Source organism: Kitasatospora sp. NPDC087271, from assembly GCF_044744605.1.
Classification (GTDB): domain Bacteria; phylum Actinomycetota; class Actinomycetes; order Streptomycetales; family Streptomycetaceae; genus Kitasatospora.
The window spans coordinates 44,599-64,304 of the sequence record NZ_JBIUYQ010000013.1; the positions used below are offsets into that span (position 1 = coordinate 44,599).

16 protein-coding genes and 2 tRNA genes are annotated in these 19,706 nt (G+C 71.1%); 12 read left to right on the top strand and 6 right to left on the bottom strand.

The window, feature by feature from the left end:
• Window positions 1-159 precede the first annotated feature (159 nt).
• On the top strand, window positions 160-732 hold the full coding sequence (locus ACIO9K_RS22105; RefSeq protein ID WP_363620225.1) for a hypothetical protein: 573 nt from the start codon (window positions 160-162) through the stop codon (window positions 730-732).
• 101 nt (window positions 733-833) lie between these two features.
• Here ACIO9K_RS22105 and ACIO9K_RS22110 read toward each other — a convergent pair.
• Window positions 834-904 (bottom strand) — tRNA-Gly (locus tag ACIO9K_RS22110).
• Window positions 905-1,061: 157 nt separating this feature from the next.
• Between ACIO9K_RS22110 and ACIO9K_RS22115 the strand changes: the two genes are divergently transcribed.
• The 5 genes from ACIO9K_RS22115 (at window position 1,062) to clpX (ending at window position 5,965) form a co-directional block, all read left to right on the top strand.
• A tRNA-Pro gene (locus ACIO9K_RS22115) sits at window positions 1,062-1,135 on the top strand.
• Between the two features lie 294 nt (window positions 1,136-1,429).
• On the top strand, window positions 1,430-2,824 hold the full coding sequence (tig, locus tag ACIO9K_RS22120; RefSeq protein WP_400332262.1) for a trigger factor: 1,395 nt from the start codon (window positions 1,430-1,432) through the stop codon (window positions 2,822-2,824).
• Between the two features lie 265 nt (window positions 2,825-3,089).
• On the top strand, window positions 3,090-3,707 hold the full coding sequence (locus ACIO9K_RS22125; RefSeq protein ID WP_360211667.1) for an ATP-dependent Clp protease proteolytic subunit: 618 nt from the start codon (window positions 3,090-3,092) through the stop codon (window positions 3,705-3,707).
• A gap of 56 nt (window positions 3,708-3,763) precedes the next feature.
• Window positions 3,764-4,426 (top strand): ATP-dependent Clp protease proteolytic subunit, encoded by a 663-nt coding sequence (locus tag ACIO9K_RS22130; protein WP_350886164.1) that lies wholly within the window; start codon window positions 3,764-3,766, stop codon window positions 4,424-4,426.
• 249 nt (window positions 4,427-4,675) lie between these two features.
• Window positions 4,676-5,965 (top strand): ATP-dependent Clp protease ATP-binding subunit ClpX, encoded by a 1,290-nt coding sequence (gene clpX / locus ACIO9K_RS22135; protein ID WP_063347569.1) that lies wholly within the window; start codon window positions 4,676-4,678, stop codon window positions 5,963-5,965.
• A 97-nt stretch (window positions 5,966-6,062) separates the two neighbouring features.
• Here clpX and ACIO9K_RS22140 read toward each other — a convergent pair whose 3' ends face one another.
• A complete protein-coding gene (locus ACIO9K_RS22140) occupies window positions 6,063-6,845 on the bottom strand; it encodes a hypothetical protein (RefSeq protein WP_363586431.1) in 783 nt (260 codons plus the stop codon).
• 113 nt (window positions 6,846-6,958) lie between these two features.
• Window positions 6,959-7,834 carry a hypothetical protein gene (locus ACIO9K_RS22145; RefSeq protein ID WP_400332267.1) on the bottom strand — a complete coding sequence of 292 codons (876 nt, stop codon included), beginning with the start codon at window positions 7,832-7,834 and terminating at the stop codon, window positions 6,959-6,961.
• Window positions 7,835-8,047: 213 nt separating this feature from the next.
• On the opposite strand from ACIO9K_RS22145, the gene ACIO9K_RS22150 reads away from it, so the two are divergent.
• Together ACIO9K_RS22150 and ACIO9K_RS22155 are read left to right on the top strand one after the other, a co-directional pair.
• On the top strand, window positions 8,048-10,660 hold the full coding sequence (locus ACIO9K_RS22150) for a valine--tRNA ligase (RefSeq protein ID WP_363620416.1): 2,613 nt from the start codon (window positions 8,048-8,050) through the stop codon (window positions 10,658-10,660).
• 316 nt (window positions 10,661-10,976) lie between these two features.
• Window positions 10,977-11,498 carry a hypothetical protein gene (locus tag ACIO9K_RS22155; protein ID WP_350878266.1) on the top strand — a complete coding sequence of 174 codons (522 nt, stop codon included), beginning with the start codon at window positions 10,977-10,979 and terminating at the stop codon, window positions 11,496-11,498.
• Between the two features lie 22 nt (window positions 11,499-11,520).
• On the opposite strand, the gene ACIO9K_RS22160 is transcribed toward ACIO9K_RS22155, so the two are convergent.
• The 3 genes from ACIO9K_RS22160 to ACIO9K_RS22170 form a co-directional block, all read right to left on the bottom strand.
• Window positions 11,521-13,053: a chitinase gene (locus ACIO9K_RS22160; RefSeq protein ID WP_400332270.1), complete on the bottom strand. Its 1,533-nt coding sequence runs from the start codon at window positions 13,051-13,053 to the stop codon at window positions 11,521-11,523.
• Window positions 13,054-13,224: 171 nt separating this feature from the next.
• On the bottom strand, window positions 13,225-14,385 hold the full coding sequence (gene wecB / locus ACIO9K_RS22165) for a non-hydrolyzing UDP-N-acetylglucosamine 2-epimerase (protein ID WP_400332273.1): 1,161 nt from the start codon (window positions 14,383-14,385) through the stop codon (window positions 13,225-13,227).
• Window positions 14,386-14,458: 73 nt separating this feature from the next.
• Entirely contained in the window at window positions 14,459-15,892 is a 1,434-nt protein-coding gene (locus ACIO9K_RS22170; RefSeq protein WP_400332276.1) for a glycosyltransferase family 2 protein, read from the bottom strand.
• Between the two features lie 174 nt (window positions 15,893-16,066).
• Here ACIO9K_RS22170 and ACIO9K_RS22175 point away from each other — a divergent pair, with 174 nt between their 5' ends.
• The 4 genes from ACIO9K_RS22175 to ACIO9K_RS22190 all read left to right on the top strand — a co-directional run bounded on the left by ACIO9K_RS22175 (window position 16,067) and on the right by ACIO9K_RS22190 (window position 19,678).
• Window positions 16,067-17,458, top strand: coding sequence for a folylpolyglutamate synthase/dihydrofolate synthase family protein (locus ACIO9K_RS22175; RefSeq protein WP_363620233.1), 1,392 nt, complete (start codon window positions 16,067-16,069; stop codon window positions 17,456-17,458).
• 1 nt (window position 17,459) lies between these two features.
• Window positions 17,460-17,810 carry a DUF4233 domain-containing protein gene (locus ACIO9K_RS22180; RefSeq protein WP_363620235.1) on the top strand — a complete coding sequence of 117 codons (351 nt, stop codon included), beginning with the start codon at window positions 17,460-17,462 and terminating at the stop codon, window positions 17,808-17,810.
• Window positions 17,811-17,920: 110 nt separating this feature from the next.
• Window positions 17,921-18,334: a nucleoside-diphosphate kinase gene (ndk, locus tag ACIO9K_RS22185; protein ID WP_063347562.1), complete on the top strand. Its 414-nt coding sequence runs from the start codon at window positions 17,921-17,923 to the stop codon at window positions 18,332-18,334.
• Between the two features lie 318 nt (window positions 18,335-18,652).
• Entirely contained in the window at window positions 18,653-19,678 is a 1,026-nt protein-coding gene (locus ACIO9K_RS22190) for a rod shape-determining protein (RefSeq protein WP_031076009.1), read from the top strand.
• The last annotated feature ends 28 nt before the right edge of the window (window positions 19,679-19,706 follow it).

Here is a 19,706-nt window from a genome sequence, read left to right on the forward strand (position 1 = left end):
CTCGAACGCCGCCGAGGCTATCGGCCCGGCAGCCAGGCGGGAAACCGTCCGGCCTCCCCGGTTCTCCGGTCGCGGAAATGTCCGGAATGCACCACTTTGGGAAGCGGAACCGCCCTGTGGCCGCCGGCCGGGGCCCTGCCGCCCGCCTGGAGAGCCCGCATGACCCGCACCGCCCCGACGAGGCCGTCGTCGCTCCCGACGGCCCCTCCGGCACCCCTTCCGCCCCTTCTGGCGGGACCGGACGGCTCCGGCCTGGCCGCCGAGATCGAGGCCTACCTCGCCTCGCTGCCCGCCCCCGCGCGCCACCCGGTGCCGTACGTCTGCCCCCACGGCACCACCGTGCGGCCGTGGTGCGCCGGCCACCCGGCGCCCCGGGCCACCCTGCTCGACCGGGCGCTGCGCCGCCCGGCCCGCCCGGTGCCGGTCAGCGCCGCCGACCACCTGCGGCTCGCCTCCCGCTACATCGGCGCCCACGGCTGGCTGCAGGGCGCGATGTGGGACGCGCGCGGACGGGTCTGCCTGCTCGGCGCCCAGGCCGCCGTCCTCGCGCACGGCTACGGCACCCCGGCCACCGTGCGCACCGCCCGGGTCCAGCTGATGGAGGTGCTGCACGCGACCGGCCGCCCGGCGCGCTCCCCGGACGAGTACAACGACCGCCCCGCCACCCGGGAGGCCGACGTCCACCGGCTGCTCGACCGGGCCGCCGCCCGGGCCGCCCGGCTCGGACTCTGAACCGGCCCTCCCGGCCTCCGCCCCCGGACGCCGGGCTCGCGGGGCCGCCCGGAAACGCCAACGGCCCCGGTGCGTGGAGACGCACCGGGGCCGGGCCGATGAGCGGGCGACGAGAATCGAACTCGCGTGACTAGTTTGGAAGACTAGGGCTCTACCATTGAGCTACGCCCGCGTGATCCCCCGGTCGTTGCCGGCCGGAAGTTCGGGGGACAGCGTACCCGGTCCGGGCGCTTCCGCGCACACCGGATTCTGCGCGCGCTCCCTCGGACCGCCCCCGAATATGTCGGCGAGCCGCCAGGGCCCGACGTGTACGCTTCCTCTCGGCACCACGGGGTGTGGCGCAGTTTGGTAGCGCGTCCGCTTTGGGAGCGGAAGGCCGTCGGTTCGAATCCGGTCACCCCGACAGTGCGGCAGGGTCTCGTCCACCGTGGCGGGGCCCTGTTCTGTTCGGGCCCGATGGTGGCGCCTGGCGTCCGCCTTTCGTGGTACCGGTAGGATGGGGCGCTGGCGGTAGTCCCTGCGGTCTCAACCCAGGTCAACCGCACGAGGGCGAGGAGTCACTCTCACCGTCCACCCCCCACGGGAGATGCAGCTCCAACCCTTCATCGCCCGTCTCGCCCGACCCACTCGTACGGCCTCGGCCGGCGGCCGGGAACGGCGGAGGCAACCTGACCGCAAGCCCATAGGAGACCTAACCGTGAAGAGCGCCGTCGAGACTCTGAACCCGACCCGGGTTCGACTCACCGTCGAGGTGCCCTTCGAGGAGCTCAAGCCCAGCCTCGACGCGGCGTACAAGAAGATCAACCAGCAGGTCACGGTTCCGGGCTTCCGCAAGGGCAAGATCCCGGCTCGCGTCATCGACCAGCGTTTCGGCCGCGGTGCCGTGCTGGAGGAGGCCGTCAACGACGCCCTGCCGCGCTTCTACACGCAGGCCGTCGACGAGGGCAAGATCGAGGTCCTCGGCCAGCCCGACATCACCAACATCGAGGGTGTCGAGAAGATCGCCGATGGCGGTGACCTGAAGTTCACCGCAGAGGTGGACATCCGTCCGGAGATCACCCTTCCGGACTTCGCCTCCATCGAGGTGACCGTCGACCCGATCGTCGTCTCCGACGAGGACATCGAGAAGTCCCTGGAGCAGCTGCGCGAGCGCTTCTCCTCGGTCAAGGACGTCGAGCGCGCCGCGGCCGCCGGCGACATCGTGGTCGTGGACCTGATCGCCAAGGTCGACGGCGAGGTGCCGGAGGACGGCACCGCCAACGGCGTCAGCTACGAGATCGGCTCGGGCCGCCTGATCGACGGCATCGACGACGCCGTGACCGGCCTGGAGGCCGGTGGCACCGCCACCTTCTCCACCGAGCTCAAGGGTGGCACCCAGGCGGGCCAGACCTCCGAGGTCACCGTCACCGTCACCGCCGTCCAGGAGAAGGAGCTGCCCGAGCTGGACGACGAGTTCGCCCAGCTGGCCAGCGAGTTCGACACCCTGGAGGCCCTGCGCGACGACTCCCGCAAGCGCCTGGAGCGCATGAAGGAGTACGACCAGGCCACCCAGGCCCAGGAGAAGGTGCTGGACGCCCTGCTCGGCCTGGTCGAGATCGAGTTCCCGGAGAAGCTCCTCAAGGACGAGGTCGAGACCCGCAAGCACAACCTGGAGCACCACCAGCTCCAGCCGATGGGCCTCGACATCGACAGCTACCTGGAGACCCAGGGCAAGACCCGCGAGGAGTGGGACGCCGAGATCGAGGAGCAGGCGAAGAAGGGCATCAAGACCCAGTTCGTCCTGGACCAGATCGTCGCCGACGAAGAGCTGGGTGTTAACCAGGAGGAGCTGACCGAGCACCTCATCCGCCGCGCCGCCGGCTCGGGTCTCACCCCGGACCAGTTCGCGCAGCAGGTCGTCCAGGGTGGCCAGGTGCCGCTGCTGGTCGGCGAGGTCGCCCGCGGCAAGGCGCTGGCCACCGTGGTCGAGGCCGCCAAGGTCGTCGACACCGAGGGCAACGAGGTCAACTTCGACGACGAGGACGAGACGGCCGAGACCGTCGAGGCCCCGGCCGCCGAGGAGGCCGCCGCCGAGGAGAAGACCGAGGCCTGAGTGCCCCGGTAGCCCCTGAGGTCTGCGACGGGCCCGGACGCCGTACGGTGTCCGGGCCCGTCGTCGTCCCCCGGGGCGGGCCCGACCCTGCGCTCACAGCGAACAGTTCTGCGTGAGGGATTCTGCGGCCCGGCCTGCGCGTTAGGGTCCTTGGACAGCACCAATCACACCGTGATACCCGGAAGCTGTGCGACACCGTGACGGCCGTGGAGCGACCGTCCAAATCGACTGAGCAGGTGGCTAAGTGACGTTCCCGCAGATGCAGATGCCTGGCCCGATGGCGCCGCACGCCGCCTCTGGTGACGTGCTCGGCGGCCTGGGAGACCAGGTGTACAACCGGCTGCTCAACGAGCGGATCATCTTCCTCGGCCAGCAGGTCGACGACGACATCGCCAACAAGATCACCGCCCAGCTGCTGCTGCTGGCCGCGGACCCGGAAAAGGACATCTTCCTTTACATCAACTCCCCGGGCGGTTCGATCTCGGCGGGCATGGCGATCTACGACACCATGCAGTACATCAAGAACGACGTCGTCACCATCGCGATGGGCATGGCGGCCTCGATGGGCCAGTTCCTGCTGACCGCCGGCGCCAAGGGCAAGCGCTTCTCGCTGCCGAACGCCAACATCCTGATGCACCAGCCCTCCGCCGGCCTCGGCGGCTCCGCCACCGACATCCGCATCCAGGCCGAGCAGCTGCTGCGCACCAAGAAGCGGATGTCCGAGCTGATCGCCTTCCACAGCGGCCAGTCCTTCGAGCAGATCACCAGGGACTCCGACCGCGACCGTTGGTTCACGCCGGAGGAGGCCCTGGAGTACGGCCTGATCGACGCGATCATGCACAGCGCCGCGGACGTCCCCGGCGGCGGCGGCACGGGCGCCTGAGCCTCGGCCCGGCCCACGAGACCACAGCCACAACGCCCCGGAGGACAAGAACCCCCATGAACATCCCCAGCCTGTCGGCCGCCCAGGCCCGCGTCGAGGACATGCGCGCCGAGGGTCGCTACATCGTCCCGCGCTTCGTCGAGCGCACCACGCAGGGCATCCGCGAGTACGACCCGTACGCCAAGCTGTTCGAGGAGCGCATCATCTTCCTCGGCTCGCAGGTCGACGACGTCTCGGCGAACGACATCATGGCGCAGCTGCTGTGCCTGGAGTCGATGGACCCGGACCGCGAGATCCAGATGTACATCAACTCGCCCGGCGGCTCGTTCACGGCCCTGACGGCCATCTACGACACCATGCAGTACGTGAAGCCGGACATCACCACGGTCTGCATGGGCCAGGCGGCCTCCGCCGCGGCCGTGCTGCTCGCGGCCGGCACCCCCGGCAAGCGGATGGCGCTGCCGAACGCCCGCATCCTGATCCACCAGCCGTACACCGAGACGGGCCGCGGCCAGGTGTCCGACCTGGAGATCCAGGCCAAGGAGATCTTCCGGATGCGCGAGCAGCTGGAGCAGATGCTCTCCAAGCACTCCAACAAGCCGGTGGAGCAGGTGCGCGAGGACATCGAGCGCGACAAGATCCTCACCGCCGAGGAGGCCCTGGAGTACGGCCTCGTCGACCAGATCATCTCCACCCGCAAGACCTCGCTGACCTCCTGAGGCCGGCACCCTCCGAGGCGGGGCGCGCATCCTGCGTGCGCGCCCCGCTCCGGTTCGTCGGCGGCCTCCGCAACGGCATCTGTTCGGTATCAATTCGCCCAGGGCGTAGGGCAGACCCGGCGAAGAGGACGGAATCAGGGGCCCGGCAGAGTACCGTCGGATAGCGAGACCGATCGCCGTCGGCGTTGACGGTCCACAGCACCAGGCCCCGGAACCCCTGCGGGGCCCCTGGCGAAGGGGAAGCACCTCGTGGCACGCATCGGAGACGGTGGCGACCTGCTCAAGTGCTCGTTCTGCGGCAAGTCGCAGAAGCAGGTGAAGAAGCTGATCGCCGGCCCAGGCGTGTACATCTGCGACGAGTGCATCGACCTGTGCAACGAGATCATCGAGGAGGAACTCGCCGAGACCTCCGAGGTGCGCTTCGAGGAGCTGCCGAAGCCGCGGGAGATCTACGAGTTCCTGGACCAGTACGTGGTCGGCCAGGACCTCGCCAAGAAGGCGCTGTCGGTGGCGGTCTACAACCACTACAAGCGCGTCCAGGCCGGCGAGGCGGGCCGCAGCGGCGGCAACGGCCGCGAGGACGCCATCGAGCTGGCCAAGTCCAACATCCTGCTGCTGGGTCCCACCGGCTCCGGCAAGACGCTGCTGGCGCAGACCCTGGCCCGGATGCTCAACGTGCCGTTCGCGATCGCGGACGCCACCGCGCTGACCGAGGCCGGGTACGTCGGCGAGGACGTCGAGAACATCCTGCTCAAGCTGATCCAGGCGGCCGACTACGACGTCAAGAAGGCCGAGACCGGGATCATCTACATCGACGAGATCGACAAGGTCGCGCGCAAGAGCGAGAACCCGTCGATCACCCGGGACGTCTCCGGCGAGGGCGTGCAGCAGGCGCTGCTGAAGATCCTGGAGGGCACCACCGCCTCGGTGCCGCCGCAGGGCGGGCGCAAGCACCCGCACCAGGAGTTCATCCAGATCGACACCACCAACGTGCTGTTCATCGTCGGCGGCGCGTTCGCCGGCCTGGAGCGGATCATCGAGGGCCGGGCCGGCGCCAAGGGCATCGGCTTCGGCGCCAACATCCGCTCCAAGCGGGAGTCGGACGCCAGCGACCACTTCCGCCAGGTGATGCCCGAGGACCTGGTGAAGTTCGGCATGATCCCCGAGTTCATCGGCCGGCTGCCGGTGATCACCAGCGTGCACAACCTGGACCGCGAGGCGCTCCTGCAGATCCTCACCGAGCCGAAGAACGCGCTGGTCAAGCAGTACCGCAAGCTCTTCGAACTGGACGGCGTGGAGCTGGAGTTCTCCCGGGACGCGCTGGAGGCGATCGCCGACCAGGCGATCCTGCGCGGCACCGGCGCGCGCGGCCTGCGGGCCATCATGGAGGAGGTGCTGATGTCCGTGATGTACGAGGTGCCCTCGCGTCAGGACGTCGCCCGCGTGGTGGTCACCGGGGACGTGGTCTCCAAGCACGCCATCCCCACCCTCGTCCCGCGCGACATGATCAAGCGCGAGCGGCGCGAGAAGAGCGCCTGACCCGCGCCCGCCATGTCCGAAAGGGCCCCGCACCGACCGGTGCGGGGCCCTTCGGCGTTTCCCGGTGCCCGGAGGGTCACCGGCGGTTCCCGGTGGACTACTTGGGGACCTCGGCGACCGCGCGCAGGTCGCGGGTGTCGGCGGCGAGCTTGTCCAGGTCCGGCTTGGCGCTCGGGTCGGCCACCGTCATGACCATCACCAGGCCGCTGCTGTCGGCCCAGGAGCAGATGCCCATCGTGGTCCCGGCCTCGCTCTCGCCGCCGACGACCGCGGCGCACTCCATCGCGCCGCCCTTGGGGCCGGCGTCCACCACGTGCCGGTCGCTGAGCTTGCGACCGGTGGAGGCCATGCCCTGGAACGCCTGGTCCAGTTCCTGCTTCGGCGCCAGGACCTTGCCGTAGCCCCCGAACACGACCAGCTGAGGCTCCGACTGCGCGTTCTGGTAGAGGGCGCCCACCCCGGTGGGGTTCCAGTTGCCGTCGCCCTTGCCGAAGCTGGAGGTGAGCCCCTTCTCCAGGGTGTCGGCGACCTGGGGGTCGTCGCTCTGGCGCAGGTCCTTGAACGTGGCCGGCAGGACGATCTTCTGGGTGCCCGCGTTGCTGGCGACGTCGTAGACGAAGTAGGCGAGCGTGCCGCCGCCCAGCAGGACGAAGGCGCCGACGACGCCGAGCACGGTCCAGAGCGTCTTGCGGGACTTGCGCGGCGGCGGCACCGGCGGGTAGGCGCCGTACCCCGGGTAGGCACCCGGCTCGCCGACCGGCGGGTAGCCGGGCGGCGGGCTCTGCGGCGGGATGCCGCCGTAGCCCGGCGGGGCCGGCGGGGGCGGCGGTGCGTCGTGTCCCGGCTGCGGCGGGGGGCCGTAGGGGTTCTGCTCGGTCACGCGAGGCCTCTCTGATGGCGATGCCCGGGTGCCGCCCGGCGCGGCCGGTGGCGGCGGGGACGTGGTGCTGACGTGGTGGTGACGTGTGGTGGCGCGGCGGGGCGGTGCCCGGGTTACTTGGCGACGACCATGGCGTCGCGGATCGCCCGGGTCCTGTCCGCGGCCTGGGCCGGGGTGAGGCCCTGGACGCCGCCGGTCAGGCTGATCTTGCTGAAGGTGATCCGGCCGGTGGTGGACTTGTCCGCCCACACGCAGACCGTGGGCCCGGCCTTGCCCGCGATGACGCCGGCCACGCCGCAGGCGAGCTTCGCCGAGGAGCTGTGACCGTCCTGCGCCGGGAAGTCCGTCAGCGGCGTGGTCCAGGTCAGCCCGCCGGTGTCCTTCTTCGAGTCGTCGATGATCTGGCCGGGGTCGTTGAGCTCCCCGTAGACGCCGACCACGGAGAGCGTGTCGAGCGCGTCGGAGCCCTTGCTGTAGCTGGCCGCCAGCACGGTGAGGTTCTTGCCGAACTTCGCCGCCTCGGGCTTGGCCGGGTCGACGGCCTCCTCCTTGGCCGACTTCTGGGTGTAGCCGTCGGGCAGCGACTGCGGCGCGGAGATCTTGTACTGGCCGCCCTGGTCGTCGCCGAGGAACTTCCACGCGGCGAAGCCGCCGCCGCCCAGCACCAGCGCGCCCACGACCAGGCCGACCACCAGGCCGGTCCGGCCCTTCTTCGGCGGCGGCGGGTAGCCCGGCTGGCCGTACGGGGCCTGCGGCGGGTAGCCGTACGGGGGCTGCGGGGCGCCGTACGGCTGCTGCGGGGCACCGTGGGGCGGTTGGGGAGCGCCGTAGGGCTGGCCGTCCTGCGGCGGGTAGCCGTACTGGGACGGCTGCTGCGGGGCGCCGTAGGGCGGCGGTGGCTGCGGCGGGCCGTACGGGGGCTGGCCCCCGTACGGCTGAGGCTGTCCCTGCGGTTGTCCCTGCGGATACTGCTGGCCCTGGCCGTACATCTGCGTCCGTGCTCCCCCGCCGCACCCGCGGCCTGTCGTCGTGTCGTCCCGGGGTCCGTGCGGACGCCGGACGAGTGCCCGGGAACGGTACCGTACGGTGTCCGCCACCGAGCCGATCGGGCGGGTCGCGTCCGCGCGGAGAAAGCGGTTCGTAACACGTGCCCGCGGTTACGTAAACTGTGCGTCGTGACCGACACGACGAACCAGCACCCCGTGAGCACCTTTGCCGGGGACGAAGCAGCAACTCTCCCGACGACCTACACCCCCGCGGACGTAGAGGGCGAGCTGTACGAGCGCTGGGTAGAGCGTGGCTACTTCACCGCGGACGCCAAGAGCGACAAGCCCCCGTTCACCATCGTCATCCCCCCGCCGAACGTGACCGGCAGCCTGCACCTGGGCCACGCCTTCGAGCACACGCTGATCGACGCGCTGGTCCGCCGCAAGCGGATGCAGGGCTACGAGGCGCTGTGGCAGCCCGGAATGGACCACGCCGGCATCGCCACCCAGAACGTGGTCGAGCGCGAGCTCGCCAAGGAGGGCAAGTCCCGCCACGACCTGGGCCGGGAGGCCTTCGTCGAGCGCGTCTGGAAGTGGAAGGCGGAGTCCGGCGGCCAGATCTCCGGCCAGATGCGCCGCCTGGGCGACGGTGTGGACTGGTCCCGCGAGCGATTCACCATGGACGAGGGCCTGTCCCAGGCCGTCCAGACCATCTTCAAGAAGCTCTTCGACGACGAGCTGATCTACCGGGCCGAGCGCATCATCAACTGGTGCCCGCGCTGCCTGACCGCCATCTCGGACATCGAGGTGGAGTACCAGGACGACGACGGCGAGCTGGTCTCGATCCGCTACGGCGAGGGCGACGCCTCGATCGTCGTCGCCACCACCCGCGCCGAGACGATGCTGGGCGATACCGCGGTCGCCGTCCACCCGGACGACGAGCGCTACCGCCACCTGGTCGGCACCGAGATCGAGCTGCCGTTGACCGGCCGTCGGATCCCCGTGGTCGCCGACGCCCACGTCGACCCGGAGTTCGGCACCGGCGCCGTCAAGGTGACGCCCGCGCACGACCCGAACGACTTCGAGATCGGCCAGCGGCACGGCCTGCCCTCGGTCGCCGTCATGGACGAGCACGCGGTCATCACCGTGCACGGTCCGTTCCTCGGCCTGGACCGGCTGGAGGCCCGCTCGGCGATCGTCGCCGCGCTGCGCGCCGACGGCCGGATCGTCGCCGAGAAGCGCCCGTACGTCCACTCGGTCGGCCACTGCTCGCGCTGCAAGACCACCATCGAGCCGCGGCTGTCCATGCAGTGGTGGGTCAAGGTCGGCCCGCTCGCGAAGGCCGCCGGCGACGCGGTCCGCGACGGCAAGGTCAAGATCCACCCGCAGGAGATGGAGAAGCGCTACTTCGACTGGGTCGACAACCTGCACGACTGGTGCATCTCGCGCCAGCTGTGGTGGGGCCACCGCATCCCGGTCTGGTACGGCCCGAACGGCGAGGTCGTGTGCGTCGGCCCGGACGAGCAGCCGCCCACCGGCGAGGGCTGGCACCAGGACAACGACGTCCTGGACACCTGGTTCTCCTCCGGACTGTGGCCGTTCTCCACGCTCGGCTGGCCGGAGCAGACCGAGAGCCTGGCGAAGTTCTACCCGAACTCCGTCCTGGTCACCGGCTACGACATCCTGTTCTTCTGGGTCGCCCGGATGATGATGTTCGGCCTCTACGCGATGGACGGCACCCCGCCGTTCCACACCATCGCGCTGCACGGCATGGTCCGTGACCAGAACGGCAAGAAGATGTCGAAGTCCTTCGGCAACGTGGTCAACCCGCTGGACTGGATGGACAAGTACGGTTCGGACGCGCTGCGCTTCACGCTGGCGCGCGGTGCCAACCCGGGCGTCGACGTGCCGATCGGCGAGGACTGGGTCCAGGCGGCCCGCAACTTCGCCAACAAGATCTGGAACGCCACCCGCTTCGCGCTGATGAACGGCGCCACCGTCGAGGGCCCGCTGCCCGCGCCGGAGGAGCTGACCGCGACCGACCGCTGGATCCTGTCGCGCCTGAACAGCACCGTCGCCGAGGTGGACGCGCTGTACGAGGACTACCAGTTCTCCAAGCTGTCCGAGGCGCTGTACCACTTCGCCTGGGACGAGGTCTTCGACTGGTACGTCGAGCTGTCCAAGACCACCCTGGCCAAGGGCGGCCCGCAGGCCGACGCCGCGCGCCGGGTGCTCGGCGAGGTCCTGGACGTCACGCTGCGGCTGCTGCACCCGATCGTGCCCTTCGTCACCGACACCCTGTGGACCACGCTCACCGGCGCCGAGTCGCTGGTCATCGCCGACTGGCCGACGGACAGCGGTTACCGCGACGCCGAGGCCGAGGCCGAGATCGCCACGCTGCAGCAGGTGGTCACCGAGGTCCGCCGGTTCCGCTCGGACCAGGGCCTCAAGCCGGGCCAGCGCGTCCCGGCGGAGCTGGAGCTGGACGGCACCGTGCTGGCCGTCCACGAGGACGCGATCCGCTCGCTGCTGCGGCTGACCGTCCCCGAGGAGGGCTTCGCGGCCACCGCCTCGCTCCCGGTCGCCGGCGCCACCGTCGCGCTCGACCTCTCCGGCACCATCGACGTCGCGGCGGAGCGCAAGCGCCTCGCCAAGGACCTCGCGGCCGCCGAGAAGGAGAAGGCGCAGACCACGGCCAAGCTCGGCAACGAGGCGTTCCTCGCCAAGGCGCCGGACGAGGTGGTCGCCAAGATCCGGGGCCGCCAGGAGGCCGCCGAGGCCGACATCGCCCGGATCACCGCCCAGCTCGCGGCGCTGCCGCAGGGCTGAGCCCGTACCGGTCCGTGAGGGGCCGCACTCCGCGACGCGCGGGGTGCGGCCCCTCCGGCGTTTCCGGGCGGCTCGGCCGGGCACGGCGGCGGTGTTCTTTTTGCTACGCCTAATAGCCCAGCAACATTGCTCCCTTCCGGCGAATATTCATCCTGGACCGGGTGAGGTCCTATTCCTTCCGAATTCATTCCGGTCTTGCCCGCGCGGGTTCGCGGAAGTTTGCAGGTCGGATGTGTACGGTGTGCACGGAGTTTCTGACGGGTGTTTCTGCTGAGCGTTCCTGCTGAGCCGACGGACGGGAGGGCATGGCGTGGTGGTGACCGAGGAATTGGCCGACGAACTTCCTGCCGAGGCGGTGGAGGAGGCCAAGGCCAGGGCGGCGACCCTGCTGCTGGCGTTCCGCCACGGCAACCAGCTCGCCTTCGACCACGAGCTGGACCTGCTCCTCGCCGAGCGCGCCGAGCGCGAGGTGACCACCCTGCTCGCCTGGATCGCCGCCGAGGCCGTCCGCAAGGCGTACGCGCCCGAGGTCGGCGACCGGGTGCTGCGGGCGATGGCCCGGCGCGCCCCGGCCGACAACGGCGCGGTCGCGGTGGACGAGGAGAGCGCGGACGCCGCCCGGCTGATCGAGGCGGTGGCCGCCGGTGAGGTGGCCGAGGTGCGCGGCCTGGTCGCCTCGACCGCCGACACCACCTTCCTGCTCGGCGGTCTGCTCCAGGGCGTCGCGATGATGCTGCCGCTGCTGCCCGAGGGCGAACTGGCCGAGATCACGGCCGAGTTGCGCCGCCGGCACGGCGGGCCCGCGGCACACGTCCCGGAGGCCCGGGCCGGGGTCTGAACCCCGGTCCGGGCAGGGGGCGTCACGGCATGGCGTGCAGGTGCGCGCCGATGGTGCCCGCGACCGGGTTGCCCGCCTTGGCGTCCCAGTTGGTCGACCAGGTCATCGCCCCGCCGATGCCCGGCCAGGTGGTGTCGGGCTTGTAGCTGCCGCAGTTGGTGCCGGTGGCCAGGCAGTCCAGCGCGTTGTCGACCACGCTCGGGCTGACGTACCCGCCGCCCGCCGCGCTGGTGGAGGCCGGCACGCCGAGCCCCACCTGGTCGGGCCGCAGCCCGCCCTTGAGCTGGATGCAGGCCAGCCCGGTGAGGAAGTCCTCGGTGCCCTGCGAGTAGACGTTGCCGTCGCAGCCGTTCATCGCACCGGAGTTGTAGTACTGCATGTTGACGATGGTGAGGATGTCCTTCACGTTCAGCGCCAGCTTGAAGTACTCCATGCCGGTCGACTGCATGTCGATGGTCTGCGGCGCCATGGTGAGGACGAACCCGCTGCTGCTCTTCGCCGCCAGCGAGTGCAGCGCCTGGCCCAGGTAGGCGGCGTTGACGCCGTTCTCCAGGTCGATGTCGATCCCGTCGAAGCCGTAGCCCTGCATCAGCGCCCACGCGGTGCTCGCGAAGTTGGCCGCCGAGGTCGGGTCGCTCACCGACACCGTGCCGTTCTGCCCGCCGACCGAGAGCACCACCTTCTTGCCGGCCGCCCGCTTGGCCGCGATGTCGGCCTTGAACTGGGCGTCGGTGTAGCCGCCGAGGCGGGAGGAGAGGGCGGGGTCCAGGGTGAAGCCCAGCCCGCCCGGTGTGGTGGTGGCGTCGGCGAAGGAGACCGCGATGATGTCGTAGGCGGCCGGGACGTCGCTGATCCGCTGGACGGTGGCGCCGTTGTCGAAGTTCTGCCAGTAGCCGGTCAGGATGTGTTTGGGCAGGCCGGGAGGCTTGCCGGTCGAGGTGGCGGTCGGGCTTGCGGTGCCGGTGTCCGTGGGGGAGGGGCTGCCGGTGGGGCTCGGGGACGTGGTGGAGGTCGGGCTCTGGGAGGGCTGCGGGCCGCCCGGGCCGATCAGCGAGACGTCGTCGGCGAGGAAGGCGGGCTGCCCGTACCAGCCGTGCAGGTAGACGGTGACGCTGGTGGTGCCCGGGCCGGTGGTGAAGCCGGTGCTCAGCTGGGCCCAGCCGGTGGAGTTCGTCCAGGTGCCGGGGTCGGTGCCGCCGGTGCCGCGGGCGCCCAGGTAGACGTACGAGCCCTGGACCCAGGAGCTCAGCGTGTACGTCGAGGAGGGCTGTACGGCGACGGTCTGGGTGCACTCGCCGGTGTCGCCCGAGCCCGGGGTGGACTGCAGGGCGTAGCGGCCGGAGTGCGCGGTCGCGCTCTGGACGGCGCCGTTGCCGCAGGACCAGCCGGACAGGGTGCCGGTCTCGAAGCCGCCGTTGGTGATCAGGTCGGGGTCGGCGGCCTGGGCGCCGGTGCCGGTGGCGAGGGCGAGTCCGCTCAGGCCGAGGGCGACGGCGCAGGCCCCGGCGAGCAGGGTGTGGACGGCGCGCGGGCGCCGGTGTCGGGCAGGTGGCATGACTCCATCTCCTGTGGGGGAGGCCCGGCGGCGCGCCTGGGTGGTGGGGGTGGAGCGCCGTCCGGGGTGTCGATGGTGCGCGTGCGGGAGCTACCGACAACTCAAGTCCCTGTCGGGGGAGGAGACTTGACTCACAAGGTGGAGTAGACCAATCCGGCTGTCAAGAGGGCGCTAGGCGGCCGACGGCCGTGCCCTGGAGTCGGTTGCTCCGGGCTCGGCCGGCTCGGCGACCGCGGCGGTGAGCGCGGCGATCCGCGCCGAGGCCAGGCCGTCGCCGTACGGGCTCGGGGTGGCCGCGAGCCGGGCGAGCCGCTCGGGGGTGTCGGCCAGCCAGGCCCGGGCCAGCGCGCCCAGGTCCTCGTCGGGGCCCACCAGCGCGGCGAAGCCCGCCGCCACTGCCTCCGGACGCTCGGTGGAGCGGCGCACCACCAGGAGCGGGCGGCCGAGCACGGTGCACTCCTCCTGCACGCCGCCGGAGTCGGAGACCAGCAGCGCGGCGTGGCTCGCCAGGCCCAGGAAGTCGGCGTACCCGACCGGCCCGGTGACGGCCAGGCGCTCCAGCAGGGCGTCCAGCGCGAAGCGCTCGACGGCGGCCCGGGTACGCGGATGCATCGGGAACAGCACCGGGGTGCCCGCCCGGGCGATCCGGTCCAGTTCGGCCAGCACGGCGCCCAGTGCCTCGGCGGTGTCGGTGTTCTCCGGGCGGTGCACGGTGGCCAGCACGTAGCCGTCCGGGCGCAGCCCGTGCGCGGCGAGCAGCGCGGCGCGGTCGGCCGCGGCCGGCAGCTGGCGGCGGACCACCTCGACGACGGTGTTGCCGGTGAGCGCGATCCGCTCCTCGGCGAGGGCCTCGGCGCGCAGGTTGGCGACGTTGTCCCCGGTGGCGGCGCAGAGCAGGTCGGAGACGTGGTCGACCATCACCCGGTTGTGCTCCTCGGGCATCGCCCGGTCGAAGCTGCGCAGCCCGGCCTCGACGTGCACCAGCGGGATCTCCCGGGCGTTGGCGGCCAGCGCCCCGGCGAGGGTGGCGTTGGTGTCGCCCTGGACGACCACGGCGGCGGGGCGGTCCTCGGCGAAGGCGGCGTCCAGCTGGCCGAGGGACTGGGCGATCTGGCCGGCCCGGGGGCGCCCGCCGACGCCGGTGAGCAGCTCGGGGCGGGGAAGGTCGAGGTCGCGCAGGAAGCGGCCGGACATCGCCTCGTCCCAGTGCTGGCCGGTGTGCACCAGGCGGGTGGCGCCGCCGAGTTCGTGGATCAGCGGGGCGAGCTTGACCAGTTCGGGGCGGGTGCCGAGGACGACGGCGACGCTGGCGGGGGGAAGGCACATGCTCATGGGGAGGCTCCGAGGGGGTGGGGCTGCTCAGGACTCAGGCGCGGGGCTCGGGCGCGGGGCGCAGGACCGGGGCTCAGGACTCGAGGGCGGTGGGGGCGCCGAGGGCGACCTTCTCGGCGTTGCGCCGGGTCTTGGCCCAGCCGTTGCGGCCGAGCAGCATCCGGGCGGCGGCCCGGGTGGCGACCACGAAGAGGTGGTAGGCGTAGAGCCAGATCAGGACGCCCCAGAGCAGCCCGGTGAGCCGGCCGCGGTCGGGGTGGACGAGCCGGCGGTAGGCGAAGCCCCAGAGCATCATCGGCAGGGCGGCGACCGCGAAGGCGAGCAGCATCCACGGGCCGAACCTGACGTGGAAGTCGGCGGTTTCGGCGGGGAAGAGCACCAGCCCGGCCGCGGTGATCCCGAGCGAGAGCGGGAACAGCAGGACCAGCAGGACGCAGACGACGGGCTGGAGGAAGGTGTACAGCACCTCGGCCTTGCCGGACCAGGTGTAGAAGGGGGAGCGCAGCACCCGGCCGGTGTAGCGCAGGCACTGCATGTTGCCCTGGGCCCAGCGGGTGCGCTGGGTGAGGAAGCGGCGCAGCGAGATCAGGCCCTCCTGGGAGACCTGGGTCTCGGTGACGTGGGTGAGGCGCCAGCCGGCCAGGCGCAGGTCGAGGCCGGACTCGTAGTCCTCCAGCAGGGCGCGCTCGGGCCAGGGGCGGCCGGCCCGGCCCTCCTCGGCGGTGAGCGAGTCGAGGGCGGTGAGGCGGACGAACTGGCCGTTCCCGCCGAGGCCGACGCTGCCGGTGCGGCGGCGCAGTAGCTGCATGCCGGCGTTGTTGGCCTGGAACTCGACGTCCTGCATCCGGACCAGGGCGCGGGCGAACGCGTTGGCGGCGCGGCCGCGGCCGGGCAGCGGGAATTCGTCGTCGGCGTTGCGCATCCGCACGCCGATCTGGACGGCGCCGGTGTCGGGGCGGCCGAGTGCCTTGTCGTTGCAGACCTGGGGGAGGGTGTCGGGGTCGAGCCGTCCGTCGGCGTCGACGACGCCGATCACCACGCGGGAGCGGTCGGTGCCCTCGGGCAGCCAGGCGGTGATCTCGCGGTAGGCGGCGTTGAGGGCGGCGCCCTTGCCGATCCGGGCGTGCGGGCGGCGGCGCTGGACGAGGTGGACGCGGTCGTCGTGGGCCGCGGCGGCGAGGACGAGGTCGCGGGTGGCGTCCTCGCTGTCGTCGTCGATCACCCACAGGTGGGCCTCGGGTGCGTTCTCGCGCAAGCCGGCCAGGGTCTGGGTGACCACGGCCTCCTCGTCGCGGCAGGGGATCACCAGGTGCCACTGGAAGGCGGCCGGGTCGCCGGGCTCGGCGGGCCGGTTGTGCCGGAAGGCGTGCCGGGAGCCGGCCCAGTACAGGAGGAAGCGTCCGAAGACGAAGGCCATGTAGCCGACGAGCGCCAGTGAGACCAGTCCGGCGAACCAGACGACGGCGTCCTGGCGGAGCACGATCCAGTCGTGCAGAGCGTCGGGCATGGCGTGGTACTCCTCATGATCAAAGGCGGTGCGGCTCCAGGGGGTGCGAATCGATGCTTCATTGCGGTTCAAACTCGCCAAAGAGATAGTAAAGGGGGCAAATTGGAAACCCCGACCAAAGTGGTCGTTCTCACCCCGTGAGGACGGCCCGCCAACCCTCCGTAGACTGTGGTCGTGAGTGACAAGGCCGACCCGAACCCGTACACCCTCCGTCCCGCCGACGGCGACACCGACGACACCCTGCGCGATGTCGAGGTGGAGCTCTCCAAGCGCTGGCCGGAGAACAAGCTGGAGCCCTCGCTCGACCGGATCGAGGCGTTGATGGACATCCTGGGCCAGCCCCAGCGGTCCTTCCCCTCCATCCACATCACCGGGACCAACGGCAAGACCTCCACCGCCCGGATGATCGAGCAACTGCTCAACACCTTCGAACTGCGCACGGGCCGCTACACCAGCCCGCACGTGGAGAGCGTCACCGAGCGGATCAGCCTGGACGGCGCCCCGATCACCCCCGAGCGCTTCGTCGAGGTCTACCGCGACATCGAGCCGTACGTGCAGATGGTCGACGCGGCGCAGCCGGTGCCGATGTCCTTCTTCGAGGTGCTGACCGGCATGGCCTACGCCGCCTTCGCCGACGCTCCCGTGGACGTCGCCGTGGTCGAGGTCGGCATGGGCGGCTCCTGGGACGCCACCAACGTCATCGACGCCGCCGTCGCCGTGATCACCCCGATCGGGCTGGACCACACCGACAAGCTCGGCGAGACCACCGGCGAGATCGCGGTCGAGAAGTCCGGGATCGTCAAGTCCGGAGCCGTCGCCGTCGTCGCCCAGCAGCAGCTGGACGCCGCCCAGAACATCCTGCGGCGCGCCGTCGAGGTCGACGCCACGGTGGCCCGCGAGGGCATGGAGTTCGGCGTGATCCGCCGTGAGCTCGGCGTCGGCGGCCAGCTGGTGACGCTGCGCGGGCTCGGCGGCGAGGAGTACGAGGACGTCTTCATCCCGCTGCACGGCGAGCACCAGGCGCACAACGCGGTGCTGGCGCTGGCCGCGGTCGAGGCCTTCTTCGGCGTCGGCGGCGCCCGAGGCGGGCAGCTCGACGTGGACAAGGTCCGCCAGGCCTTCTCCGGCGTCTCCTCGCCCGGCCGCCTGGAGGTCGTCCGCCGCAGCCCCACGATCATCCTGGACGCCGCGCACAACCCGCACGGCGCCCGCGCCACCGTCGCCGCCCTGGGCGAGTCCTTCGGCTTCACCCGGCTCGTCGGCGTGATCGGCACTTCCGGGGACAAGGACGTGGCCGGCGTGCTGGAGGCCTTCGAGCCGATCCTCGCCGAGGTCGTCATCACCCAGAACTCCACCCACCGCGCGATGGACGTCGACGAGTTGGCGGCGCTGGCCGTCGACATCTTCGGCGAGGACCGCGTCCAGGTCGAGCCCCGGCTCGACGACGCCATCGCGGCCGCCGTCACCCTCGCCGAGGAGGAGGGCGACCTCGGCGGCGCCGGGGTGCTGGTCACCGGTTCGGTCATCACGGTGGGCGAGGCCCGCCTGCTGCTCGGGAGGAAGTGACATGAGGACCCTCTGCTCCTCGACCCTGATCGGCGAGGCGCTCCTGGCCATGTTCGCCGCGCTGGTCGCGATGCAGCTGTCCAGCGTCTCCACGGCCACGATCTGGATCGTCACCGGGATCGTCATGGCGCTCTGCATCGCGCTCTGCGGCATGATCAACCGCCCGGGTGCGGTGGCCGTCGGCTGGGCGCTGCAGATCGGACTGATCGCCAGCGGCTTCATCCTGCCGACCATGTTCGGCCTCGGCGCGGTCTTCGCCGGCCTGTGGTGGTGCTCGGTGCACTACGGCCGCAAGGTGGACGAGTTCAAGGCCGCCCGGGCCGCCGCCGAGGCGGCCGCCGTACCGGTCTAGGGCCCGGACCGGCGGGCCGACACGCCGCACACGCAAGGTAATCTCTGCCGTGTCGGCTCCCGCCCGTCGGCCCGACTGCCTTGCCGTACCGAATCCCCAGGAGACGCACCGTGTCCCAGCGCACTCTCGTCCTGCTCAAGCCCGACGCCGTCCAGCGTGGCCTGGCCGGCGAGATCATCAGCCGCATCGAGCGCAAGGCCGGCTGGCGGCTCACCGCCGTCGAGCTGCGCACCTTCGACCGGGCGACGCTGGAGCAGCACTACGCGGAGCACGTCGGCCGCCCGTTCTACGAGCCGCTGCTGGAGTTCATGACCTCCGGCCCGTCGATCGCGCTGATCGTCGAGGGCGAGGAGGTCGTCCGCGGCATCCGGATGCTGGCCGGTGCGACCAACCCGCTGGAGGCCGGGGCCGGCACCATCCGCGGCGACTACGCGACGATCACCCGCGAGAACCTGATCCACGCCTCGGACTCCCCGGAGTCGGCCGAGCGCGAGATCAAGATCTTCTTCCCGGCGCACGCCTGAGTCCAGCCGGGCGACACGCCCGAGGGACCTTGGCACTGCCCCGGTCGGGACCATTGGCCCGGCCGGGGCACTTTTATCGTGAAATAAGCAACCAGTGGCGCCGACACGGCGTCCCAATGCCCGGAGAAGCGAACACGCTCCGGACAATGGACGGTATGCCCCGCATCGACGTCCGTACCGCGCCGCGTGACTACGATGGACGCGACTCAAGGGCCCGGTAAGGCAGCTCAGCTGGCTCCGCCCGAGCGTGGGCGCGCTCTCGTCCCACCCCCATGAACTCCGAGCCCGGGAAGGCAACCACACCCCATGGCGAGCAACCTGTCGTTCATCGGCCGCGACTTGGCGATCGACCTTGGAACTGCCAACACGCTGGTGTACGTCAGGGGCAAGGGGATCGTCCTCAACGAGCCGTCCGTCGTCGCGGTGAACACCAACACCGGCGGCATCCTGGCGGTCGGTGCCGAGGCGAAGAAGATGATCGGCCGGACGCCGGGCAACATCGTCGCCATCCGCCCGCTCAAGGACGGCGTGATCGCCGACTTCGAGATCACCGAGCGGATGCTCCGCTACTTCATCCTCAAGATCCACCGCCGCCGCTACCTCGCCCGTCCCCGGGTCGTGGTCTGCGTGCCCTCCGGCATCACCGGGGTAGAGCGCCGCGCCGTGATCGAGGCCTCCTCGCAGGCCGGCGCCCGCCAGGTGCACATCATCGAGGAGCCGATGGCCGCCGCCATCGGCGCCGGGCTGCCCGTCCACGAGGCCACCGGCAACATGGTCGTCGACATCGGCGGCGGCACCACCGAGGTCGCGGTCATCTCCCTCGGCGGCATCGTCACCGCCCAGTCCATCCGGGTCGCCGGCGACGAGCTGGACAACGCGATCGTCCAGCACATCAAGAAGGAGTACTCGCTGCTCCTCGGCGAGCGCAGCGCCGAGCAGATCAAGATGAGCATCGGCAGCGCCTTCGGCCTGGAGGGCGAGAAGGACGAGCACGCCGAGATCCGCGGCCGCGACCTGGTCAGCGGCCTGCCCAAGACCGTGGTCATCTCCGCCGCCGAGGTCCGCGAGGCCATCGACGAGCCGGTCAACTCGATCATCGACGCCGTGAAGACCACCCTCGACCAGTGCCCGCCCGAGCTGGCCGGCGACGTGATGGACCGCGGCATCGTGCTCACCGGCGGCGGCGCCCTGCTGCGCGGCCTCGACGAGCGGCTGCGCCGCGAGACCGGCATGCCGATCCACATCGCCGAGAACCCGCTCGACTCGGTCGCGCTCGGCTCCGGAAAGTGCGTCGAGGAGTTCGAGGCGCTCCAGCAGGTACTGGACGCCTCCCCGCGCCGTTAGCACCACCGAGAGACATCCGACACTCAAC

Excerpts from the sequence above, each read along its gene's own strand:
- ACIO9K_RS22130 (WP_350886164.1), top strand. The coding sequence starts at position 3,764 with ATGAACATCCCCAGCCTGTCGGCCGCCCAGGCCCGCGTCGAGGACATG.
- ACIO9K_RS22170 (WP_400332276.1), bottom strand. The coding sequence starts at position 15,892 with ATGCCCGACGCTCTGCACGACTGGATCGTGCTCCGCCAGGACGCCGTC.
- ACIO9K_RS22160 (WP_400332270.1), bottom strand. The coding sequence starts at position 13,053 with ATGCCACCTGCCCGACACCGGCGCCCGCGCGCCGTCCACACCCTGCTC.
- wecB (WP_400332273.1), bottom strand. The coding sequence starts at position 14,385 with ATGAGCATGTGCCTTCCCCCCGCCAGCGTCGCCGTCGTCCTCGGCACC.
- ACIO9K_RS22145 (WP_400332267.1), bottom strand. The coding sequence starts at position 7,834 with ATGTACGGCCAGGGCCAGCAGTATCCGCAGGGACAACCGCAGGGACAG.
- ACIO9K_RS22180 (WP_363620235.1), top strand. The coding sequence starts at position 17,460 with ATGAGGACCCTCTGCTCCTCGACCCTGATCGGCGAGGCGCTCCTGGCC.
- ACIO9K_RS22105 (WP_363620225.1), top strand. The coding sequence starts at position 160 with ATGACCCGCACCGCCCCGACGAGGCCGTCGTCGCTCCCGACGGCCCCT.
- ACIO9K_RS22125 (WP_360211667.1), top strand. The coding sequence starts at position 3,090 with ATGCCTGGCCCGATGGCGCCGCACGCCGCCTCTGGTGACGTGCTCGGC.